This window comes from Sulfitobacter sp. 1A13353, from assembly GCF_043557255.1.
Lineage (GTDB): Bacteria > Pseudomonadota > Alphaproteobacteria > Rhodobacterales > Rhodobacteraceae > Sulfitobacter > Sulfitobacter faviae.
Map to the genome: position 1 here is coordinate 77,182 of NZ_JBIFFS010000005.1, position 18,408 is coordinate 95,589.

21 protein-coding genes, 1 tRNA gene and 1 other RNA gene are annotated in these 18,408 nt (G+C 63.7%); 13 read left to right on the forward strand and 10 right to left on the reverse strand.

Translation table 11 applies throughout. The annotated features are described in order from the left end of the window. Positions 1–68: 68 nt before the first annotated feature. From ACGYLO_RS13270 to ACGYLO_RS13280, 3 genes are all read left to right on the forward strand, one after another. Positions 69–482, forward strand: coding sequence for a hypothetical protein (locus tag ACGYLO_RS13270; protein ID WP_271689580.1), 414 nt, complete (start codon positions 69–71; stop codon positions 480–482). Between the two features lie 70 nt (positions 483–552). Next, positions 553–1,032: a hypothetical protein gene (locus tag ACGYLO_RS13275; RefSeq protein ID WP_271689581.1), complete on the forward strand. Its 480-nt coding sequence runs from the start codon at positions 553–555 to the stop codon at positions 1,030–1,032. Position 1,033: 1 nt separating this feature from the next. Then, positions 1,034–1,450 (forward strand): secondary thiamine-phosphate synthase enzyme YjbQ, encoded by a 417-nt coding sequence (locus ACGYLO_RS13280; RefSeq protein WP_271689582.1) that lies wholly within the window; start codon positions 1,034–1,036, stop codon positions 1,448–1,450. An 18-nt stretch (positions 1,451–1,468) separates the two neighbouring features. On the opposite strand, the gene ACGYLO_RS13285 is transcribed toward ACGYLO_RS13280, so the two are convergent. After that, positions 1,469–2,140: an SDR family oxidoreductase gene (locus ACGYLO_RS13285; RefSeq protein WP_271689583.1), complete on the reverse strand. Its 672-nt coding sequence runs from the start codon at positions 2,138–2,140 to the stop codon at positions 1,469–1,471. Positions 2,141–2,326: 186 nt separating this feature from the next. Here ACGYLO_RS13285 and nrdR point away from each other — a divergent pair, with 186 nt between their 5' ends. Next, positions 2,327–2,794, forward strand: coding sequence for a transcriptional regulator NrdR (gene nrdR, locus ACGYLO_RS13290; RefSeq protein ID WP_067264800.1), 468 nt, complete (start codon positions 2,327–2,329; stop codon positions 2,792–2,794). Positions 2,795–2,823: 29 nt separating this feature from the next. Continuing rightward, on the forward strand, positions 2,824–3,903 hold the full coding sequence (gene ribD / locus ACGYLO_RS13295; RefSeq protein ID WP_271689941.1) for a bifunctional diaminohydroxyphosphoribosylaminopyrimidine deaminase/5-amino-6-(5-phosphoribosylamino)uracil reductase RibD: 1,080 nt from the start codon (positions 2,824–2,826) through the stop codon (positions 3,901–3,903). A gap of 3 nt (positions 3,904–3,906) precedes the next feature. Here ribD and ACGYLO_RS13300 read toward each other — a convergent pair whose 3' ends face one another. From ACGYLO_RS13300 to ACGYLO_RS13310, 3 genes are all read right to left on the reverse strand, one after another. Further along, positions 3,907–5,931: a capsular polysaccharide biosynthesis protein gene (locus tag ACGYLO_RS13300; protein WP_271689584.1), complete on the reverse strand. Its 2,025-nt coding sequence runs from the start codon at positions 5,929–5,931 to the stop codon at positions 3,907–3,909. Positions 5,932–5,940: 9 nt separating this feature from the next. Further along, complete coding sequence (locus tag ACGYLO_RS13305; protein ID WP_197470901.1) at positions 5,941–7,071, reverse strand: polysaccharide biosynthesis/export family protein; 1,131 nt, start codon at positions 7,069–7,071, stop codon at positions 5,941–5,943. Between the two features lie 114 nt (positions 7,072–7,185). Then, a complete protein-coding gene (locus ACGYLO_RS13310; protein ID WP_271689585.1) occupies positions 7,186–8,478 on the reverse strand; it encodes a capsule biosynthesis protein in 1,293 nt (430 codons plus the stop codon). A 130-nt stretch (positions 8,479–8,608) separates the two neighbouring features. Here ACGYLO_RS13310 and ACGYLO_RS13315 point away from each other — a divergent pair, with 130 nt between their 5' ends. From ACGYLO_RS13315 to nusB, 4 genes are all read left to right on the forward strand, one after another. Further along, complete coding sequence (locus ACGYLO_RS13315) at positions 8,609–9,196, forward strand: riboflavin synthase (RefSeq protein WP_271689586.1); 588 nt, start codon at positions 8,609–8,611, stop codon at positions 9,194–9,196. Positions 9,197–9,277: 81 nt separating this feature from the next. Then, positions 9,278–10,402: a 3,4-dihydroxy-2-butanone-4-phosphate synthase gene (gene ribB / locus ACGYLO_RS13320; protein WP_271689587.1), complete on the forward strand. Its 1,125-nt coding sequence runs from the start codon at positions 9,278–9,280 to the stop codon at positions 10,400–10,402. Positions 10,403–10,407: 5 nt separating this feature from the next. Further along, positions 10,408–10,959, forward strand: coding sequence for a 6,7-dimethyl-8-ribityllumazine synthase (locus ACGYLO_RS13325; protein ID WP_271689588.1), 552 nt, complete (start codon positions 10,408–10,410; stop codon positions 10,957–10,959). Further along, on the forward strand, positions 10,956–11,432 hold the full coding sequence (nusB, locus tag ACGYLO_RS13330) for a transcription antitermination factor NusB (protein ID WP_067264814.1): 477 nt from the start codon (positions 10,956–10,958) through the stop codon (positions 11,430–11,432). Before ACGYLO_RS13325 ends, nusB begins: the two co-directional genes overlap by 4 nt. Positions 11,433–11,490: 58 nt before the next feature. On the opposite strand, the gene ssrS is transcribed toward nusB, so the two are convergent. The 3 genes from ssrS to ACGYLO_RS13345 form a co-directional block, all read right to left on the reverse strand. Then, positions 11,491–11,645, reverse strand: a non-coding RNA gene (gene ssrS, locus ACGYLO_RS13335) — 6S RNA. 76 nt (positions 11,646–11,721) lie between these two features. Further along, the gene (locus ACGYLO_RS13340; RefSeq protein WP_271689589.1) at positions 11,722–12,498 is read right to left on the reverse strand and encodes a hypothetical protein; all 777 of its coding nucleotides are present in this window, start codon (positions 12,496–12,498) and stop codon (positions 11,722–11,724) included. After that, positions 12,495–13,820: a hypothetical protein gene (locus ACGYLO_RS13345; protein WP_271689590.1), complete on the reverse strand. Its 1,326-nt coding sequence runs from the start codon at positions 13,818–13,820 to the stop codon at positions 12,495–12,497. The genes ACGYLO_RS13340 and ACGYLO_RS13345 overlap by 4 nt, the downstream gene beginning before the upstream one ends. Positions 13,821–13,909: 89 nt before the next feature. On the opposite strand from ACGYLO_RS13345, the gene ACGYLO_RS13350 reads away from it, so the two are divergent. After that, the gene (locus ACGYLO_RS13350) at positions 13,910–14,386 is read left to right on the forward strand and encodes an MmcB family DNA repair protein (protein WP_271689591.1); all 477 of its coding nucleotides are present in this window, start codon (positions 13,910–13,912) and stop codon (positions 14,384–14,386) included. A gap of 62 nt (positions 14,387–14,448) precedes the next feature. Here the strand turns inward: ACGYLO_RS13350 and ACGYLO_RS13355 are convergent, their stop codons facing one another. Further along, positions 14,449–14,637, reverse strand: coding sequence for a DUF6324 family protein (locus ACGYLO_RS13355; RefSeq protein WP_209219317.1), 189 nt, complete (start codon positions 14,635–14,637; stop codon positions 14,449–14,451). Positions 14,638–14,973: 336 nt separating this feature from the next. Between ACGYLO_RS13355 and ACGYLO_RS13360 the strand changes: the two genes are divergently transcribed. Both ACGYLO_RS13360 and ACGYLO_RS13365 read left to right on the forward strand, forming a co-directional pair. Then, positions 14,974–15,050 (forward strand) — tRNA-His (locus ACGYLO_RS13360). Between the two features lie 173 nt (positions 15,051–15,223). After that, on the forward strand, positions 15,224–15,679 hold the full coding sequence (locus ACGYLO_RS13365) for a PRC-barrel domain-containing protein (RefSeq protein WP_271689592.1): 456 nt from the start codon (positions 15,224–15,226) through the stop codon (positions 15,677–15,679). Positions 15,680–15,758: 79 nt separating this feature from the next. On the opposite strand, the gene ACGYLO_RS13370 is transcribed toward ACGYLO_RS13365, so the two are convergent. Further along, positions 15,759–16,241, reverse strand: a complete 483-nt coding sequence (locus ACGYLO_RS13370; protein ID WP_271689593.1) for a PaaI family thioesterase — start codon at positions 16,239–16,241, stop codon at positions 15,759–15,761. Positions 16,242–16,322: 81 nt separating this feature from the next. After that, positions 16,323–17,189, reverse strand: a complete 867-nt coding sequence (locus ACGYLO_RS13375; protein ID WP_271689594.1) for a methylenetetrahydrofolate reductase — start codon at positions 17,187–17,189, stop codon at positions 16,323–16,325. A 94-nt stretch (positions 17,190–17,283) separates the two neighbouring features. Between ACGYLO_RS13375 and ACGYLO_RS13380 the strand changes: the two genes are divergently transcribed. Further along, positions 17,284–18,189, forward strand: coding sequence for a LysR family transcriptional regulator (locus tag ACGYLO_RS13380; RefSeq protein ID WP_271689596.1), 906 nt, complete (start codon positions 17,284–17,286; stop codon positions 18,187–18,189). Positions 18,190–18,408 lie beyond the last annotated feature (219 nt).

Consider the following 18,408-nt stretch of genomic DNA (forward strand, 5'->3'; position numbering starts at 1 on the left):
TTGCGGGGCGGGTCTTTGATCTGCCGCCCGCGCCGCTTACATCAAGGGGGTATCCCAAGAAGGTTCCCATGATGCGCAAAACTGTCCTTACCCTTCTTTGCCTTATGCTGCCGCTGCAAGCCGCCGCACAGGCCTACCGGGCCGAGAACCGGCTGATCGTCGTGCCCCTCACCGCGCAGGAGTTCGAGGTGATCGAAGACCACGGCGCAGGCGCGCGTCACATCTGGTGCGCCGCGGCGGAGTTTGCGCAGGACGTTCTGGGCCTCCCGCGCGAGGAGCGGCTATTCATCAAAACGCCCCGCGGTCCGTCGGTCAGCGGTGTGGGCCGTACCGGCGTTGTTTTCACCACCGATCCTGAACGGGCGAGCGGCGACAGGGGGCAGTCCTATTCCGTCACGATCAACCGCGCGGGAGAGAACTTGCCCAGCCATCATGCGCGGCAGTTCTGTCTGGATCGCATAATTGAGTTGCGGGATTTCTAAACCGGGGAAGCCGTTGTTTTCACGCGGTGGCAGGCTTATTCTGCGGGTATTGTTACGACGGATTGATCTCATGCGTTTTTTGCTCGCCAGCCTGTTTTTGACCCTCGGCACCAGCCAAGCTCCTGCCCACTGCCACCAGCGCAGCGCCACGGTTCTAACCTGTACGATTGACCATGGGACGAAGCAGTTGGAGGTCTGCCTCGACAGGGAAGAGGCGATCTACCGCTTCGGCCCGCCTGACGCGCCCGGTCTGACCCTGAGCGCTCCGATCACGGAGGTGGCGCATCAGCCTTGGCCGGGCATAGGTCGCGCCATTTGGGAGAGTACGACCTTCCGGAATGGCGATTTTACCTATGAGGTCTATGGCTCTTTCGACAAACTCGATCAGATCAGCGATGGCGGGGTGACGGTGCGCGAGAATGGGCGCGAGATCGCCTCGCTTTCTTGCGACAGGGGGTCAACGGAACTGGGCCTCTTTGCCATAAGCGACGCGAAAGAGGCGGCTGGCCAATGTTGGGACGCAGAGGCGCAGCACTGGGGAGCCTGCTGAGATGCAGACAGTCTTTACCATTCAAACCCGCGGTCAGGTGCTCTACGAGTTCACGAATGACGTGGCCCGCTGGATTGCAGGGCAGGGGGACGGGCTGCTGACGCTCTTGGTGCAGCACACCTCGGCCTCTCTGCTGATCCAAGAGAACGCAGACCCGGATGTGCAGCGCGACCTTTTGGCCTATTTCGCCCGGCTGGTGCCGCCCGCCGATGCGCCAGAAATGAGCTATCTCACGCATCTGATGGAAGGGCCGGATAATATGCCTGCGCATATCAAGGCCTCGGTCTTGCCGGTGACCCTTAGCATCCCCGTCACGCGGGGGCGGATGATGTTGGGGACTTGGCAAGGCATCTACCTGTTCGAGCATCGCGACGCCCCGCATCAGCGACGCATCGCGGCGCATTTCCGGCCCGACTGACGCCGGACGGGGCAGGGGTCACCCTGTCGGCATCAGGTGAATTTCACGCACCGCGGCCCGGGCGGGCGCTTCGAGCGCATGCATCACCGCATCTGCCACATCCTTAGGCTGCAACTTGTCGGGTTTGGCCTCGTCGAAAAAGGCGGTGTCGACCATGCCGGGCGAGACCACCATGCAGCGGCCACCCCATTCGGCCATCTCATCCGCCAGATTGCCCGCGTAGCCGTGGATAAACCACTTGGTCGCCCCGTAGATCGACCCTTGGATATGACGCCGCCCGGCGGCAGAGCCAGTCACGACATATTGCCCAGTGGTCTTGCGCAGATGCGGCATGGCGGCATGGGCGGTATAGAGCGCGCCCATGATGTTCAGGTCCACCATCACTTTCCAATCCTGCGGGTCGCCATTCTCCGTCCCCGCCGAGCTGGTGCCGCGCCCGGCGTTGGCGAAGGCAGCGTCAACCTGTCCGAAGTGGTCGGCCAGTTTGTCGATCGCTTGTTTCTGCGCGTCGTAATCGGTGGCGTCGCCCACCAGCACCAACGCCTGATCGCCGATCTCATCGGCGAGGTCGTTCAGCTTGTCTTCGCTCCGGGCAAAGAGGCCGATGTTCCAGCCCGCTTTCGCGGCGGCGCGGGCGGTGGCGGCGCCGATCCCGCTGGAGGCGCCGGTTAGGAAAAGTGTCTTGGTCATGGTATGCTCCGTTTATAGCCTTCGTTGACCAACGCGGCGGCATGCCGTTGGGTCCATGACACATATTTGAACGCAAGATGTAGCTGTGGAAATCTTCTCTACCCAAAACCTCGCGGCTCCCCTATAAGTTTTGACAAGAGGGCCGCGCGCCCCACAAGTGAGGCAGGATGAAGAGGGGGACGGCCGATGCGCTGCCCGTTTTGCGGAAATATCGACACCCAAGTGAAAGACAGCCGCCCGGCCGAGGATCACGTCTCGATCCGGCGCAGACGGTTCTGCCCGGCCTGCGGGGGCCGCTTCACCACCTACGAACGGGTGCAATTGCGCGACCTTGTGGTCATCAAAACCTCCGGCAAGCGTGAGGATTTTGACCGCGACAAGCTGGAACGCTCGATCCGTATCTCCATGCAGAAACGCCCCATTGATCCCGAACGTATCGATCAGATGATCTCGGGCATCGTGCGCCGGTTGGAAAGCATGGGCGAGACCGACATCAGTTCGAAACATATCGGTGAGATCGTGATGGAGGCGCTGGCCCGGATCGACACCGTGGCCTATGTGCGTTTCGCCTCTGTTTACAAAAACTTCCAAGCCGCGGACGATTTCGATAAATTCGTTCAGGAACTGCGGCCCGACGCCCTGCCGGAAGAGTGACCGGCGAGCGGGTGAGCGACGCGCGGTATATGGCGCTGGCGCTATCCTTGGGGCGGCGCGGGCAGGGCAATGTCTGGCCCAATCCGGCGGTGGGCTGCGTCATCGTGCAAGGCACGCGGATCGTCGGGCGCGGTTGGACCCAGCCGGGCGGGCGTCCCCATGCCGAGCCGCAGGCGCTGGCGCAGGCGGGTGCGGCGGCGCGGGGGGCGACGGTCTATGTCACGCTTGAACCCTGCTCCCACCACGGCAAAACGCCGCCCTGTGCGCAGGCGCTGATCGACGCAGGCGTGGCCCGCGTGGTGATCGCGACGCAGGATGACGACGCGCGGGTCAACGGGCGCGGCATCGCGATGTTGCAAGATGCCGGGATCGAGGTCTCAGTCGGGCTGCACGAGGATGCGGCCCGCGCGGATAACGCTGGTTTCTTCTGCCGCACCGATCTGGGCCGCCCGATGCTGACGCTGAAGCTGGCCAATTCCTTTGACGGGCGCATTGCCACCGGCACGGGCGAAAGCCAATGGATCACCGACGCCCCCGCGCGGCGGCTGACCCATGCCATGCGCAGCCGCCATGACGCGGTGATGGTCGGGGCAGGCACCGCCCGCAAGGACGACCCAAGCCTGACGGTGCGCGGTCTCGGGCTTGCCCAGCAACCGGCGCGTGTTGTCGTCTCGCGCAGGCTCGACCTGCCGTTGATGGGGCAACTGGCGCGCACGGCGGCTGAGGTGCCTTTGATCCTCTGCCACGGTGCGGATGCCGATCCGGCTTTGGTCAAAGCCTGGGCGGATCTGGGGGCGACACTGCTGCCCTGTGCCGCACGCGGGGCGCAGTTGGACCCGCAGGATGTGATGCGGCAATTGGCGGCGCATGGTCTCACAAGGATCTTCTGCGAGGGCGGCAGCGCCTTGGCCGCTTCGCTTATCGAGGCGGATTTGGTCGACCGGCTGGTGGGGTTTACCGCCGGGCTGGTGATCGGGGCCGAAGGTCTGCCCGGCATCGGGGCGCTTGGTCTGTCGCGGCTGGCTGAGGCCCCGCGCTTCGCGCTGCAATCCAGCCAGCAGATCGGGCCGGACCTGTTGCACGTCTGGCGGCGCAACGCAGCCGATTGAGCGCTATCGCCGCCAGAGGTGGCTCTGGCTGGCAAAGACCCCTTGGAGCTTCGATAGCATCCGGTTGCCCAACCCGGCGCGGGGCAGGCGGCCCGTGGCCAGCCGTTCGACGACCACCTCAACGGGGCAGGGCAAGCCGCTGACCGGGTCGCGGTAGCGTGGGTAGTCGATGAGCGCGGCATGAACGAGCCCTTCGAGCGTCGGTGTCGCGCGGCGGCGGGGGGGCACATCGCCCCGGTCTTCGGTCAGCCCCCAGCCCGCGTAGAAGGGCGCGCCCAAGGTCACCACGGGCACCCGGCGGAGGAGCGCTTCGAACCCCAAGAGGGAAGTCATGGTCCAAACCGCGTCGACTTGGCTGAGAAGCGCCACCGGGTCGGCGTGATGCAGGATCAGATCGGCGTCGCCCGCCTCGGTTGCGCCTTTGCGCAGGCCCGCTTCGACATCAGGGTGGGGTTTGTAGAGGATCACAGCATCCGGGTTTGCGGCGCGTGCGGCGGCCAGCAGGGCCGCGTTGCTGTACACATCGCCCGTGCCGGTGAGGATGGAGGCGTCGTCTTCGACCTGTCCGGGGACGAGGATGCGCCGCCCCGGCGGCAGGTCGGGCGCGGCACCGCCGAGGTTGTATTTGCTGAGGCCCGCCCCAGTCAGCGCCGCGATCAGCGCGCGGGCGCGGGCCAGTTGATCGGGGCGCAGGTCGGCGCGTTTCGCGATCCATTGCTCTAACCGGCTGGGTCCTTGGGGATCGTAGTAAATGCCCAGATCGTCACAGACCAGCGACAGGGGCGGGACCAGTTCGGCCCCCAGCCCGCGCGAGCGCAGAAACCCGTCCTCGACCCGCAGCGCATCTTGGGGCCCGTCATCGGCCTTGCTGGCCCAGACCATGGCGCGGCGGGGCGGCTTGGGGGCTTCTGCCGGGCCTTTGCGAAAGCGAAGGGGCGTGGCCGTTCCGAAGAACTGTTGCAGCGGGCGGCGCTTCCACAGGCGCATGCCCCATGCGTCCCAGCCGCGATGATCCTCTCGCCACGCGCGGGCCTGCGCGGCGAGGGCGGTGAGGGCCGTCTCGAAACTGCCGAGTTCGTCGCGATAGGGGTCGTACCAGGTCGGATAGAGGATCATCGCGGCGGCGAAGAGTTGCGCGCGGCTAAGGCGGCGCTGGCGGCGTTGAACGGGGAATTCATCCTCCGTTAGCCCCCAACCGGCATAGAAGGGCTGGCCGAAGACGCGCGGCCTGTGGCCTGCAAAAATCGCCTCGAACCCCATTTGCGAAGAGACCGTGTAGACACCCACCGCCCCTTCGAACAGTGCCCAAGGGCTGATGGGATCGGTCAGCAGGGTGATCCGGTCGTTGGTATCCTCGGGGCCGTAATGCCCGGCGCGGTAGCCCCGTGCCGTCTCGGGATGGCTCTTGATGATGACCCGTGCGCCGGGGTGTTCCTCTTGCGCGAAGACGAGCATTTCCAGAAACCGCGCACGATCCGCGCCCGAGGCGGTGACCGAGGCGTCGCCGCGGGTCTGGTCGATCACCAACACATAGCCCGGCTCCGGCGCGGGCATGTCGGGGTCAAAGCCCGCATATTTTGTCAGATGCGCCTCGGCCATCTGCGCCATGCCGCCCCGGGCGCGGTCCAGAAGGGCGGTATCGTCCAGCGGGTGATGGGCGAGCAGCTCTTCGAGGTCTGAGGGCTGGGAGGGATCGAAATGCGCGCTTCGGCTGTCGATCAGCAGGCCCAAGGGCGGCTCGCCCGCGCGACCGGGGTGGAGCGAGCGCAGCCATGCGTCCTCCACCCGGATCACTGGCACGCCGCGCTTGGCCGCCACGGCCAGCCCGCGATGCGCGGTGGGGGAGTTGCCCCAGACCGCCACCGCATCATCCGGCCCGGGCAGACCGATGCGCAGTTCATGCCCCGCCAGATGCAAGATACGCCGCAGGCGGCGCTGCGTCAGAAAGCCGCCGTTATATACGAAAAGCCGCCGGCTCCTTTCGGGACCGGCGGCGGGGTATTGGTATGGGTCAGCTTCGAATGCCACCGGGGTGGCTCATTCGGTCAGCGAGGTGATGCTATCCGCCGAACCCGCCGTGCCGGTGATGGCCGAGATTACCTTGCTCCACTGGGTGAAGGGCGCTTCGGTCACATAGATCGTGTCGCCGTCGCGGATCACGAAATCGCGGGCCATAAACATGCCGTTAGGTTTGGTCAGGTCGGTGACATAGACCATGCGCTGCGCGCCAGTCAGATCGCTGCGCCCCAGCACCTGTTCGGCGACTTCCTCAGGCTCATTGCGGAACACGAAAACGCCGGTGGGGTCGGCCGAGAGGGGGCTGAGCCCGCCCACCTGCGCGATGCCCTCCAAAAGCGAGAGGTTTTGCGATTCAAAGGGCACGCGGGCCTGTCCACCGGTGGCGCCAAGCGCGGTGAAAGAGCGGGTGTCTTCCTCGACCAAAATCCGGTCGCCCGGGCGCAGGGCGATGTCGAGTTCGGGGTGGTCATAGAGGTCTTGGAACCAAATCTTACCGCGCTGCCCGCCGCGGATCACGGTGACCTGTGCGATTTCGGGGATGATGGTCACACCACCCGCGCGCGCCAGCATGGCGGCGAGCGTGCGGGTCGGCCGTTCGATCGGGTAGACGCCCTGCGCCCCGATGGAACCGATGAGCGAGACGGTCGAGCCGTCACCGGCGGCGCGGCGCACTTCGACCTGCGGGTCGGGGGTCTGTTCGCCCAGCTTGTTGGTGATGATGCGGCGGATCGCTTCGGGGGTGTTGCCCGCGGCGCGGATGCGGCCCGCGTAGGGGATAAAGATAAAGCCCGCGCCGTCGACCTGCACCTCTTCCAGCATGGTGGCTGGGGCGCCTTCGACGCCGAGAAGCGGATCGTCCACGTTCTCATAAACCGTGATGCCAAGGATATCGCCCGGCTGGATCGTGTCGGAACCGACCCGGCCCGCATTCTTGAAGCTTTCCGAAAAGCCAAGCGCCGGGGCTACGGCGGTGGCGCGGGTCACACGGTCATTCACACTGACGACAAAGGCATCGCCTTCGCGCTGAACGGAGCCTGCGTAGATTTGCCGTTTGTTCGGTCCGACCTGTGGCAAACCACATGATGAGACGACGGCCACCGCCGCCAGCGCTGCGATGGGGCGCGCCCACCGGAAAGATACGGATTTCACTGCCCGGTCTCCTCGACCTGAAATATCTGCCTCGAAATCGCCAATTGTCTTGACGTATTACTTTACAACTTAGCGCAGCCTAGCGAAAAAATCTACAGGGCGGAATGGGTTAACTCAGGTGACGACCCGCAACTGTTGCCGAGGGGCCGCGGTGCCCTGTTCCAGTGCGTCATAGGGATCCTCGGCGGCGAGCATCATATCGACCACTTGGCGCAGCAATTGCCGCCGCCCGCGTGCGGCATAGAAACCGCCGGGAACCTGAGAGGTTTCAAGCAGATAGCGGCGGTAATCCTTATAGGCGCGGTTGTCGGGGCGGTTGGCGGTGGCAAAGAATTCCGGCAGCGGCTGGTCCGAGACAAACTCAGGCTGGGAATAGACCGCGCGGCCAAAGACCTTGAGGGGGATGCCGCGCCAAAGCACCTGTTGCCCGGCGGTGGAATTCACCGTCACCGCGCTGCGGGTGTCGTTCAAAAGCTGCGCCAACTTGCCGCCGCGCACGAAATGCACGCGGTCTAAGACGCCATGCAGGCGGGCCAGCCGTTTGACATCGCGCCGCACCGGCACGCGGCCATCCTCCAAAGGATGCGCCTTGATCACGAGGTGGTGGTGCTGCGGCGCGCCCTTGGCGAAACCTTCGATCACCAGTTCAAGGAAATCGGCCATCGTGTTGAAGGGCGAATGTTTCTGGAATGAGGAATCATGCTCCAGTTGCAGCAGCGCCAGATGGTAGGGAAAGCCGCCCAGCCGGATCTTCAGCGTGGCCAGCAGGCGGTCGACGGCCAGCACCGGCATCAGCAAGAGCCGCTTGAGGTAGAGGCGGAATTCCTTGGTGACCGGCAGGCTGCGGTGTGGTTTGAAATTGCGGTAATCGCCGTTTCGGAACATCACGAACCAATGGTAAAGCGCGCCGTAAAAGATATGGTGGCGCATGTCGCCCCAATGGCCCGGGGGCAGGGGGGCTTCCATGTCCGAGCGGGCGAGGGCGGCCTGCATTTGGGGAATGGTCATCTCCATCAGCCGCGAATTGCCGTTCGAGCCGCCGCGCTCATAGGTGACCCAATAGGGCCGCATATAGCCTTCCTCAAAGACATGGACGGTGATGCCACGGCGCTTGGCCTCGGCCACCGCTTCGGCGTGGATGGGGCGGGTGTCGCCGTAAAGCACAATGTCGGTGACCTGGTTGTCGTCCAGCAGACTGGCAAAGACGCCCGGCCAATCCTCGACCCTGCCGCGATAGGGGATGTAGGTCGACGGGTGAAACCAAAAGGCCCGGTCGCCCGCGTTGAAGCCCACGCGCCAGACCTCGGCCCCCGCGCGGCGTAGCATCTTGCCCAGACTGTTAAAGAAAGGGCCGTGTGGTCCTTGCAGGAACAGGAAGGTTCTGGTCGGGGCGGCGGTCACGGTCATTCTAGTCCTTCGGTGGGTCTTTGCCCTCTTAACCACCATATAATAGGGGCGACAATGTGGCGTCACCCGCTCTTGCCTGTGGCGGTGACCGGGTTTACCACTGCGCGGAACCAGCAAAGGAGCCTACCCCATGTTCACCGGCATTATCACAGACGTTGGCACCGTCACCAAGCTGGAGCAGGAAGGCGACCTGCGCGCGCGCATCCAGACCAGCTATGATACCGGCAGCATCGACATGGGCGCCTCCATCGCCAGCGACGGCGTCTGCCTGACCGTCGTGGGGCTGGGCGAGGATTGGTATGAGGTGCAGATCAGCGCCGAGACCGTGGCCAAGACCAACCTCGGCCAGCACTGGCGCGAGGGCAAACGCGTGAATCTTGAACGTGCTTTGAAGGTGGGCGATGAGCTGGGCGGGCATATCGTCTCGGGCCATGTCGATGGCGTGGCCGAGATCATCGAGATGAAAGACGAGGGCGACAGTACCCGCGTGACCCTGCGCGCGCCCGAGGATCTGGCGCGGTTCATCGCGCCCAAAGGTTCCGTGGCGCTGAATGGCACCTCGCTGACGGTGAATGATGTCGATGGCTGTGATTTCGGCATCAACTTCATCCCGCATACCAAGGAGGTGACGACTTGGGGCGATGCAGGCGTCGGCGATCTGGTGAACCTCGAAATCGACACGCTGGCCCGTTACGTGGCACGCCTGAACGAGATGTGACGCCGCGCCCTTCGGGGCGCGCTCTGGCCAAGCGGCGCGGGTCAGGCTAAGAGCCGGGCAACAGATAGATGGAAGCAGCCGATGCAATTTGACAAACCCGGACCGGTCGAGACAGGGCTGAGCGATGCGATCTCGCCCATCGAAGAGATCATCGAAGACGCGCGCCAAGGCCGCATGTTCATTCTGGTGGATCATGAGGACCGCGAGAACGAAGGCGATCTGGTGATCCCGGCTGAGTTTGCCGATGCCGCGGCGATCAACTTCATGGCGACCCATGGGCGCGGGCTGATATGTCTGCCGATGACGGCGGAGCGGGTCGATCACCTTGGCTTGCCGATGATGGCGGTGAACAACTCCTCCCGGCATGAAACGGCCTTTACCGTCAGCATTGAGGCGCGTGAGGGTGTCAGCACCGGCATCTCTGCCGCCGACCGTGCGCTGACCGTGGCTGTGGCGATCTCGGAACAATCCGGTTCGGCAGATATTGCCACCCCCGGTCACGTCTTCCCCCTGCGCGCCCGCGATGGTGGCGTGCTGGTGCGGGCGGGCCATACCGAAGCGGCAGTCGATATTTCGCGCCTCGCGGGGCTGCATCCTTCGGGCGTGATCTGCGAGATCATGAAGGACGACGGCGAGATGGCGCGTCTGCCCGATCTGGTGGAATTCGCCGCCGAACACGGGCTGAAAATCGGGACGATCAGCGATCTAATCACCTACCGCCACAAGCATGACAATCTGTTGGTGGAGCGCGACAGCCGCACCGTGACCTCCGCCTATGGCGGCGACTGGCAGATGCGGGTATTCTCCGACCAGATCACCGGCACCGACCATGTGGTGCTGACCAAGGGCGACATCTCAACCCCCGAGCCGGTGCTGATCCGCACCCATGCGATCAACGCGCTGGAAGATATTCTGGGCCTTGGCCCCAGCCCGGCGGATGAGTTGCCCCGTGCCATGCAGATCATCGCCGAAGAGGGGCGGGGGGCCGTGGTGCTGTTCCGCGATCCTTACCCGCGCCTCAAGCTCGATCCAGAGGATGACGACCGCCCGCGCACGATCAAACGCACTGGGCTTGGCGCGCAGATCCTCTCGACAATGGGGCTGCATGAACTGGTCCTGCTGACCGACAATCCCGACACGCGCTATCTGGGCCTCGACGCCTATGCGCTGGAAATCGTGGGCACCCGGCCCATCACTACGGAGTAATCGCCATGGCATCCGCCGAAGAGCATACCATCCTGCCGCGCCCCAGCTTCGACGAACCGGTGAAGCTGCTGATCGTCGTCTCGCCCTATTACTCGGACATCGCGAATGGCCTTCTAACCGGTGCCAAGGCCGAGTTGGAGGCCGCGGATGCCAGTTATGAGGTGATCGAAATGCCCGGCGCGTTGGAGATTCCCACCGCCATCGGCATTTCCGACCGGGGCAGCAATTTCGACGGCTATGTCGCGCTTGGCTGCGTGATCCGTGGCGAGACCACGCATTACGAGACCGTCTGCAACGACAGCAGCCGCGCCTTGCAACTGCTTGGGCTGCAAGGGCTTTGCATCGGCAATGGCATCCTGACGGTCGAGAATAAACAGCAGGCCGAGGTGCGCGCCGACCCTCAGGGGCAAAACAAAGGCGGCGGCGCGGCCGCTGCGGCCTTGCATCTTATCGCGCTCGCTCGTAAATGGGGCCGCCAGAGCAAGGGCATCGGGTTCAAGCCATTCGGGCAGGACACTATGATGGCCGGCGACACGGATGGATCAAACATCGCATGACCAGCAACGGGCCTTCGGGCAATCAGAAACGTAAGATGAAGTCGGCCTCGCGGCTCTATGCCGTGCAGGCGCTGTTCCAGATGGAGCATTCCGCGCAGACGGTCGATGTCGTGCGTCACGAATTCATCGACCACCGTTTCGGTGCCGTCTATGAGGGCGACGAGATGCAGGAGGGGGATGTCGATCACTTCTCTCGCGTGCTCGAAGATGCGGTGAACTATCAAGCGCCGATCGACCAGATGGCCAACCGCGCCATCGTCGCCAAATGGGCCATTGCGCGGATCGACCCGACCCTGCGCGCACTGTTCCGCGCCGCCGGGGCCGAGTTCCGCCATGACGACACGCCGCCGCGCGTGGTGATCAAGGAATATGTCGACGTGGCCCATGCCTTCTTCCCCGATGGGCGCGAGCCGAGCTTTGTCAACGCCGTGCTTGACCATATGGCCCGCGAGGCGCGCCCCGAAGCGTTTTAAACGCGCGGGAAAGTGGCCCCGAGGGGGCCATCTACCACATTGATGTCTTGGGAAAGTGACGGGAACCGCGCCTGCCGCTGCTGTTTTATATTCCCGAGGACCTGTATGTACAGGTGGGCGCCAGGTAACCGAACCAGGGCTCGGACAGAGCCAGCTCCCTCGGATTTGCTTAAGGCCACTGGAATGTAACGTTCACGAACAGGGCAGAACCCGTCGACCCCCGATGTAGGGGCCAAGTGGGGCTGCGGCAAGGGGGCGGAAGTGGATTTGCAGAACTTCTCTGCCGCGCTCAATCTTCGGCGGGGATAAAGCCATAGCGGCGCAATTCTTCGGGCAGCAGCACATAGATTTCATCGGGTGGCGTGACCAGCGCGTGCTGCATCACCATCGGATCAATGCCCATATCATCTAGGTATCGCATCACCTCACCTTGGCCGCGCTGGATGTCCTCCACAGCGACAAAGGCGGGCAGGATCGTGCTTTCGCCAAAGTAATGCTGATGCACCCCGACCGAGGCGCTCTCGGGCACGGTCCGTGTCGCGCCGGCGGCCAGCAGATAGGGGCAGGCGGAATAGCAGATGTCCCCCTCCCGCAGCGCGGTGTTCAGCCCTTTGCGCCGAAGATAGCGGCCCAGTTCCAAAGCGTCGCGGACCGATCCGCCGGGGGAATTGAGATAGATTTCCTCGGGCGCGGGGGTCAGTTCGCTCAACTGTTTGACGATCCGCTCCGCATCGCCCGCTTCGATGGCCCCTTCCAGCAGCGCCGCCCGCCCGCCGGAGACGGGGGTGAGCACTAGCCTGTCGGGCAGGGCGGTCTCGGGCATCGGCTGGCCGGGGGTCGGCGCGCGTTCGGGGCGGAACCGACGGGTCTGGTCGCCGGGGCGGATCGGCTCGGTCAGTTCCGGGGCGCGCGGGCCAAAGCCCGGCAGGCGCAGCCCTTCCCCTAAGTCCCCCCAGAACAGCAGCACCGCAAGGCCAAGTTGAAAGATCAGTACGCCGATCAGCACCCGCCCGACAATCGGCTTCCGGTGGGGGGCTTCGGCTTCTGGTGGGGTCCCCTCGCTCATGTGCTTTTGATCGATGTGACGGGGCCGGGGGCCGGTTCTTCGGGCGCATCCGCAGCGGGCGGCGCTTCGGCGGCGGGGCGTTTGTGGGCGGGGCTTTCCTGCATCGCCACATCGACATCGCGCACGGCGGCCAGCGCGGCGCGCAGTTCTGCAAGGGTCAGCGTGTCTTCGACCGCGGCCCCCTCCCGGCCCGAGCGGATCGCGCCTTGGGTGATGGCGAGGATCAACACCAGCACGGCGGGCAACAGATCAATCGCGATGGCCCCGGCCCAAGAGGGCACGAAATTGCGCGCATAGAGGATCACCGCATCGGCGCTGGAGATCGGCGTATAGGTCGTTTCAGCAGCGGGCGGCATGGCCTGCACATCCTGCGCCGCGCGCTCCAATGTCGCTGCACGCTGGGCGAGCACCTCCAGAACCGAAGTGATGGTCGCCCCTTGCGCGCCGCGTTGCTCTTCGTTGCTGCCGTCAAGCTCAGGCAGCACGACGGAGGCCGCCAAATCCTGCGCCGCGCGCTCCACCAGCGGGGCCACGGAAAGCTGCCGCAGCCGGGTGATCAGACCTGCAAGCCGCACGGCCTGTTCGGAAAACTCGACCGAGCGCGCCTGAACTGGGCCGGGCTCTACCGTAAGGGCGCGCATGCGGCTGAGGATCTGGTTCCCTTCTGCAAAGGCGTCATTCACCAGCGGGGTCTGGGTGGCGATCTGCGCCTCCAGCGCGCCCAGTTCTGCCGACTTCTGCCGCAGCACCCGGAACACCGCGCCGCGTCCGGCAAGACCCGACAGGCTGCCAGCGGCCTCTTGCTCGCTCAGGTCTTCAAAGCTTTGTCTGACCCGCGCCACGTCCCGCTCAAGCCCCTGAGCAGACAGGGCAATCTCATGGGTGCGCTCCAACGCGCCTTGGTAGTCCTGCACCGTCTCGGCCAGATGCTGTTCCACCGCCGCCGATCCGGCGAGCGCGGCGGCGTTCAGCCAGCTCGACATCGCGATGATCGCGACGGAGCCGAGGCCCATCGCCCCCAGAAGCCCCATCCGCGCACGGGTCGTGCGCACAGCGGGGAAGAGCCGCAGCAGATAGGACCAGAAGACAAAGATGCCCACCGAGACCGCCACCGAATAGGCGATCGCGGCAAAGGCCGACATGGCGCCATTGTCGTCCAGCAGCGACGACACGCCAAGGTAGGTGTAAATGCCCGAGGCCACGGCCAAAACGCCAAGCGCCGTGCCGGAGAATGTATCGAGCCATGTCAGGTGGCCCTCCAATTCACGGGCGTAACGCACCCCGCGCGCCTGCGTCTCACTCATCGGTTCGCGTTGTGCCATGGGCCTCCCTCGCTTTGCTGGGGTGAAGATAGGGGGTCGCGGGGGAATTACCAAACTTTCCGGTGCTGCCCCTTGTGGATGTTCATCAAATGTTCATATTTGTCGCCATGATGGAGAATGACATACGACAACTCCAACCCGGCCAATTATTGGCGCGGGGGGTGATGCGGCATCTGGCCGATCTTGGGTTTGCCTCGGTCGAGGAGCTTGTGCCGACGCGCGGTTTGCGGGTCGACGTGATGGCGCTTGGCCCGAAGGGGGAGATTTGGATCGTCGAATGCAAATCCAGCCGCGCCGATTTCATGGGCGACGCAAAATGGGAGGGCTATCTGGAATGGGCGGACCGGTTTTTCTGGGCCGTCGACAGTGATTTCCCGGTGGAACTGCTGCCCGAGGAAAGCGGCCTCATCATCGGTGACGCCTATGGGGCTGAGATTGTGAGGATGTGCGATGAGACCAAGCTTGCGCCCGCCCGGCGCAAGGTAATGGTGCAAAAAATCGCGATCCATGCCGCCCGGCGCCTGCATCGCCTACGCGATCCCGACATGGCGCCGAACTGGTCTTGAAAGGGGGGGGCGTGATCTGAGGTCGCCCGTCTATATCGTGGGCGAACCCGCGTTTAGGCGGCTTAGCGACCTTTTTTGCCTGCGCGGTTCGCGGCGGCCATGATCTCTTCCGCGATTTCGCGGGCTTCCTCCGGGGTAAAATCCATCGGAATCTCAACGCCGCCGCCTTCGACGAAAAGGCGGACCATGCCCTTGTCTGTCGGGCCGATTTGCAGGTTTGCTTCGATGTCGCGTTCGGTGTCGATGCCCATGGGAGCCTCCGGTTTGGTGGGGCTTATCGCTAGCGCGGCATGGGCGGAAAGGCAAGATATCTTGGCGGGTTGCGGCGCAGGGCAGGGGGCTCGTTGGCCTTAGGTGACGCTGCATCATCACCGTTCTGGAAGAGGGTTGGGTGCCGTTCTGGCAGATCGGGAGATTGCCGCGACGCGCAGCTCGAAGACCGAGGGCGGAATCGCCGCGTCATCCACCCGCGTTTCCCGCATGAGTGCCGATGACACAGGGCGCGCGAAAAATCTGACGGAAACCGGCATTTCTTCTGACTTTGAGGTCTTGCATTCCTCCGCCACGGGCGCTAAATCCGCCCCAGTGCCGCCTTAGCTCAGTTGGTTAGAGCGCTTGATTGTGGATCAAGAGGTCCCTGGTTCGAGACCAGGAGGTGGTACCACCCCCCCCCCCAATTCATTCTATCTGCGCTTTGGGGCGAACGGCCTTTTCGCGGCGCGCGGCATGATGCTGCCAACGCGCTGGCACCCTAACCCATGGTAAATTTTAGATTTTCTGGAACGTTCTGTCCGAGCTTTCGTTGTGACCATAGCAAATAACGAAGAGGAGAGAGACATGAAAACGCTTACAGCCAGCACCCTTGCCCTGACACTCGCAGGCACCGCCGCTTTCGCTGAAACGCATATGACCGACTATTCCAACGTCGACAGCATGCAGATGAACGAAATGCGCGGCGATCTGATCCGCTCGCGCGATATCACCGGCGGTGAGATCTACACCCTCAACGAAGCCGGCGACGAATGGAGCCCCAACACGGCCTATAACGAAATCGGCGCCGACTGGAACGAAATTGGTGAGATCGAAGACATCGTTCTGTCCAAGAACGGCCAGATGGTCGGCATCGTGGCCGAGGTCGGTGGTTTCCTCGATATCGGTGACAAGCACGTCATGATCTCGACACCCGATGTGAACCTGGTGGCCGTCGATGACCAGACCTACGCCTATGTGACGCGCCTGAGCGAAGAAGAGCTCGAAGCGCTGCCCGGCGTTGACGAAGGCTTCTGGGACTAATTTGAGCGGTTGATGCTTAAGTTAAATTCTTGGACCCCGGCGTGGAGCTTTCCGCGCCGGGGGTTATTCGTGAATGGGCTTAGCTTAGCTTCATTACGATGCAAGTGGTGGAGCCTGTGGCATAAAGCTTGCCATCTTCGACGCCGCGAATCTCTCCATGCGCGACACCGGTCGAACGGCCCACATGATCGGTCACCCCGATACAGTCGATCTCCATCCCCAAGGGCAGGCCGCGCAGGATATTAATCTTGTATTCCAAAGTGGTATAGACCGAGCCGCGGGGGATTTTCGTCATCACCGCGCAGGCCATCGCTGAATCGAGCAGCGTGCCGTACCAACCGCCGTGCACCGTGCCCATCGGGTTGGTCATGGCAAAGCTCGGCGCGCCGCGAAAGACGATGCGGCCCTCTTCGACCGAATGCAGCGCATAGCCCATGGTCTGGCCGATGGGCGGGCCGGGGTTGGTGCCATCGAGAATGGCCTGCATGAACTCCAGCCCCGAAAGCTTGAGCGCTTCGGATTGGGACAAAAGGTCGGCAGGGCTTTGGGCGATGCGGGGCATGGTCTTCTCCGGCAAGTGAATTTTGCCGGAGGATACGCCCGCGCGGGGCAGGGGCAAGCCCCCCTGCTGGAGGGGCAGCGCTTACGCGACGTCCGAGAGATCGACCTGCGGGGTCACACCGATGGCACGGCAGACATCGCGGGTGAGTTCCGCGCGGTTGAGCGTGTAGAAATGCAGTGCGTCCACGCCTTCATCGATCAACTCGCTGCACAGTTCGGTGCACATGGCTTGGGCCAGCAGGTCGTGCCGGTCATCGCGGATCGCGGCCTCATAGGCTTGGTCGACCCATTCCGGGACCGGCGTGCCGCATTTGACGGCAAATTTACGGGCCGAGGTCCAGTTCACCACCGGCAGGATGCCCGGCGTGATCGGCTTGTCGATGCCTGCTTTCACACAGGCATCGCGGAAACGCAGGAAGGTCTCCGCCTCAAAGAAGAACTGGGTCAGGGCCTCATCCGCGCCCGCGTCGAACTTGCGTTTCAGCCAGTCGATATTGGCCTGCTCGTCCGCCGCCTCGGGGTGCGGATCGGGGTAGGCGCCGACGCGGATTGTGAATTTGCCGGTTTTCGCCAGCGCCTCGATCAGCTCGCAGCTGTCGGCGAAGCCTTCGGGGTGGGGCACGAACCTGTCGGTGCCTGCTTGCGGGTCGCCGCGCAGGGCGACGATGTCTTTGATGCCCGCTTCGGCGAATTTATCGGCCACGTCGAGCGTCTCCGCCCGGCTGGCGCCAACGCAGGTCAGATGGCCTGCGACGGGCAAGCCCGAGGTGCGGTGTAGCACATGTGCCGAATCATGGGTCAGATCGCGTGTGGTGCCGCCTGCACCATAGGTGACCGAGAAGAAGCGCGGCGCCAGCGGGGCCAATGCCTGCGCCGCATCCCACAGTTTGAACGCCGCGCCGACGGTGCGGGGCGGGAAGACTTCGAAGGAAACGGCAGGGCTGGTCATTGAAAGATCCTTTTGGCGGTTTCACGTCTTGTCTCACATCTAGGCTTGTGAGACAAACTCATAACATTCATCTTGAACATGAGTAATGCCTCAAATGCATATTGAGTTCCGTCACCTGCGCACAATCAAGGCCATCCACGAGGCGGGCGGCTTGGCCCGCGCGGCGGATCAGATGAATATCACGCAATCGGCGTTAAGTCATCAGGTGAAGGGGTTGGAGGATCAGGCGGGGGTCGAACTCTTTGTGCGGCGCTCGAAACCGTTGAAGCTGTCGCCCGCCGGGCAGCGGCTGTTGAAGCTTGCGCAGCAGGTCCTGCCGCAGGTCGAAGCCTTGCAGGACGAGTTTTCGGGCCTGCGGGCGGGCAGCACGGGGCGGATGCATATAGCGATCGAATGTCACGCCTGTTTCGAGTGGCTCTTCCCGGTGTTGGAGCAGTTCCGCCGCCATTGGCCGGATGTGGATGTCGATATCCGCCCCGGTCTCGCCTTCGACGCTCTGCCTGCGCTTTTGCGGGAAGAAGTTGATCTGGTGGTCTCCTCGGACCCTGAGGAACTGCCGGGCGTCGAATTTGTCGAACTCTTTGATTATAATCCGGTTTTCGTGGCCTCTCAGAACCACCCTTTGGCCGAAAAGCCCTTTGTCGAGGCGGCCGATTTTCGTGGGGAGACGTTGATTACCTATCCAGTGGAGCGGACCCGGCTGGACGTGTTCAGCCAGTTGTTGATCCCCGCCAAGGTCGAGCCTGCGACGATCCGGCAGGTAGAGCTGACGGCGGTAATCCTGTTGCTGGTGGCGTCCAACCGCGGGGTCTCGGTCCTGCCGGATTGGGTGGTGCGGGAGGTGAAGTATTCGTCTGATTACGTCACGCGGCCCCTGACGGCCGAGGGGATCACACGGCGGCTTTATGCGGCGGTGCGGCGGGATGATCTGGGCAAACCGTATATGGATGAGTTGCTAAAGCTGGCCGGGCAGGAGGCGCGGAAGTTGCAGCGGGCCTGAGCGGGGTGCCGAGGGCCAGCGCCTGCCCGTGGGTGGGCGATCTGACCGTGGTTCATGCCGCTTTATGGTTCAGCCATGACGCACGGACGCGAAGTTGCACCAAGCCTTTCTAAATCGCTTACCCGGGGACGGGCAAGCGATGGCCCGGCGCCTGCGGCTTGACGCCGGGCCGGGTGGGTGAACGCGCCGTTCTACAAGGCGGAACGACGCACTCCAACG

Bases quoted from the DNA above. Each gene is read 5' to 3' on its own strand.
- ACGYLO_RS13270 (WP_271689580.1), top strand. From the start codon at position 69: ATGATGCGCAAAACTGTCCTTACCCTTCTTTGCCTTATGCTGCCGCTG.
- ACGYLO_RS13275 (WP_271689581.1), top strand. From the start codon at position 553: ATGCGTTTTTTGCTCGCCAGCCTGTTTTTGACCCTCGGCACCAGCCAA.
- ACGYLO_RS13280 (WP_271689582.1), top strand. From the start codon at position 1,034: ATGCAGACAGTCTTTACCATTCAAACCCGCGGTCAGGTGCTCTACGAG.
- ACGYLO_RS13285 (WP_271689583.1), bottom strand. From the start codon at position 2,140: ATGACCAAGACACTTTTCCTAACCGGCGCCTCCAGCGGGATCGGCGCC.
- nrdR (WP_067264800.1), top strand. From the start codon at position 2,327: ATGCGCTGCCCGTTTTGCGGAAATATCGACACCCAAGTGAAAGACAGC.
- ribD (WP_271689941.1), top strand. From the start codon at position 2,824: ATGGCGCTGGCGCTATCCTTGGGGCGGCGCGGGCAGGGCAATGTCTGG.
- ACGYLO_RS13310 (WP_271689585.1), bottom strand. From the start codon at position 8,478: ATGACCGTGACCGCCGCCCCGACCAGAACCTTCCTGTTCCTGCAAGGA.
- ACGYLO_RS13315 (WP_271689586.1), top strand. From the start codon at position 8,609: ATGTTCACCGGCATTATCACAGACGTTGGCACCGTCACCAAGCTGGAG.
- ribB (WP_271689587.1), top strand. From the start codon at position 9,278: ATGCAATTTGACAAACCCGGACCGGTCGAGACAGGGCTGAGCGATGCG.
- ACGYLO_RS13325 (WP_271689588.1), top strand. From the start codon at position 10,408: ATGGCATCCGCCGAAGAGCATACCATCCTGCCGCGCCCCAGCTTCGAC.
- nusB (WP_067264814.1), top strand. From the start codon at position 10,956: ATGACCAGCAACGGGCCTTCGGGCAATCAGAAACGTAAGATGAAGTCG.
- ACGYLO_RS13340 (WP_271689589.1), bottom strand. From the start codon at position 12,498: ATGAGCGAGGGGACCCCACCAGAAGCCGAAGCCCCCCACCGGAAGCCG.
- ACGYLO_RS13345 (WP_271689590.1), bottom strand. From the start codon at position 13,820: ATGGCACAACGCGAACCGATGAGTGAGACGCAGGCGCGCGGGGTGCGT.
- ACGYLO_RS13350 (WP_271689591.1), top strand. From the start codon at position 13,910: ATGTTCATATTTGTCGCCATGATGGAGAATGACATACGACAACTCCAA.
- ACGYLO_RS13355 (WP_209219317.1), bottom strand. From the start codon at position 14,637: ATGGGCATCGACACCGAACGCGACATCGAAGCAAACCTGCAAATCGGC.
- ACGYLO_RS13365 (WP_271689592.1), top strand. From the start codon at position 15,224: ATGAAAACGCTTACAGCCAGCACCCTTGCCCTGACACTCGCAGGCACC.
- ACGYLO_RS13370 (WP_271689593.1), bottom strand. From the start codon at position 16,241: ATGCCCCGCATCGCCCAAAGCCCTGCCGACCTTTTGTCCCAATCCGAA.
- ACGYLO_RS13375 (WP_271689594.1), bottom strand. From the start codon at position 17,189: ATGACCAGCCCTGCCGTTTCCTTCGAAGTCTTCCCGCCCCGCACCGTC.
- ACGYLO_RS13380 (WP_271689596.1), top strand. From the start codon at position 17,284: ATGCATATTGAGTTCCGTCACCTGCGCACAATCAAGGCCATCCACGAG.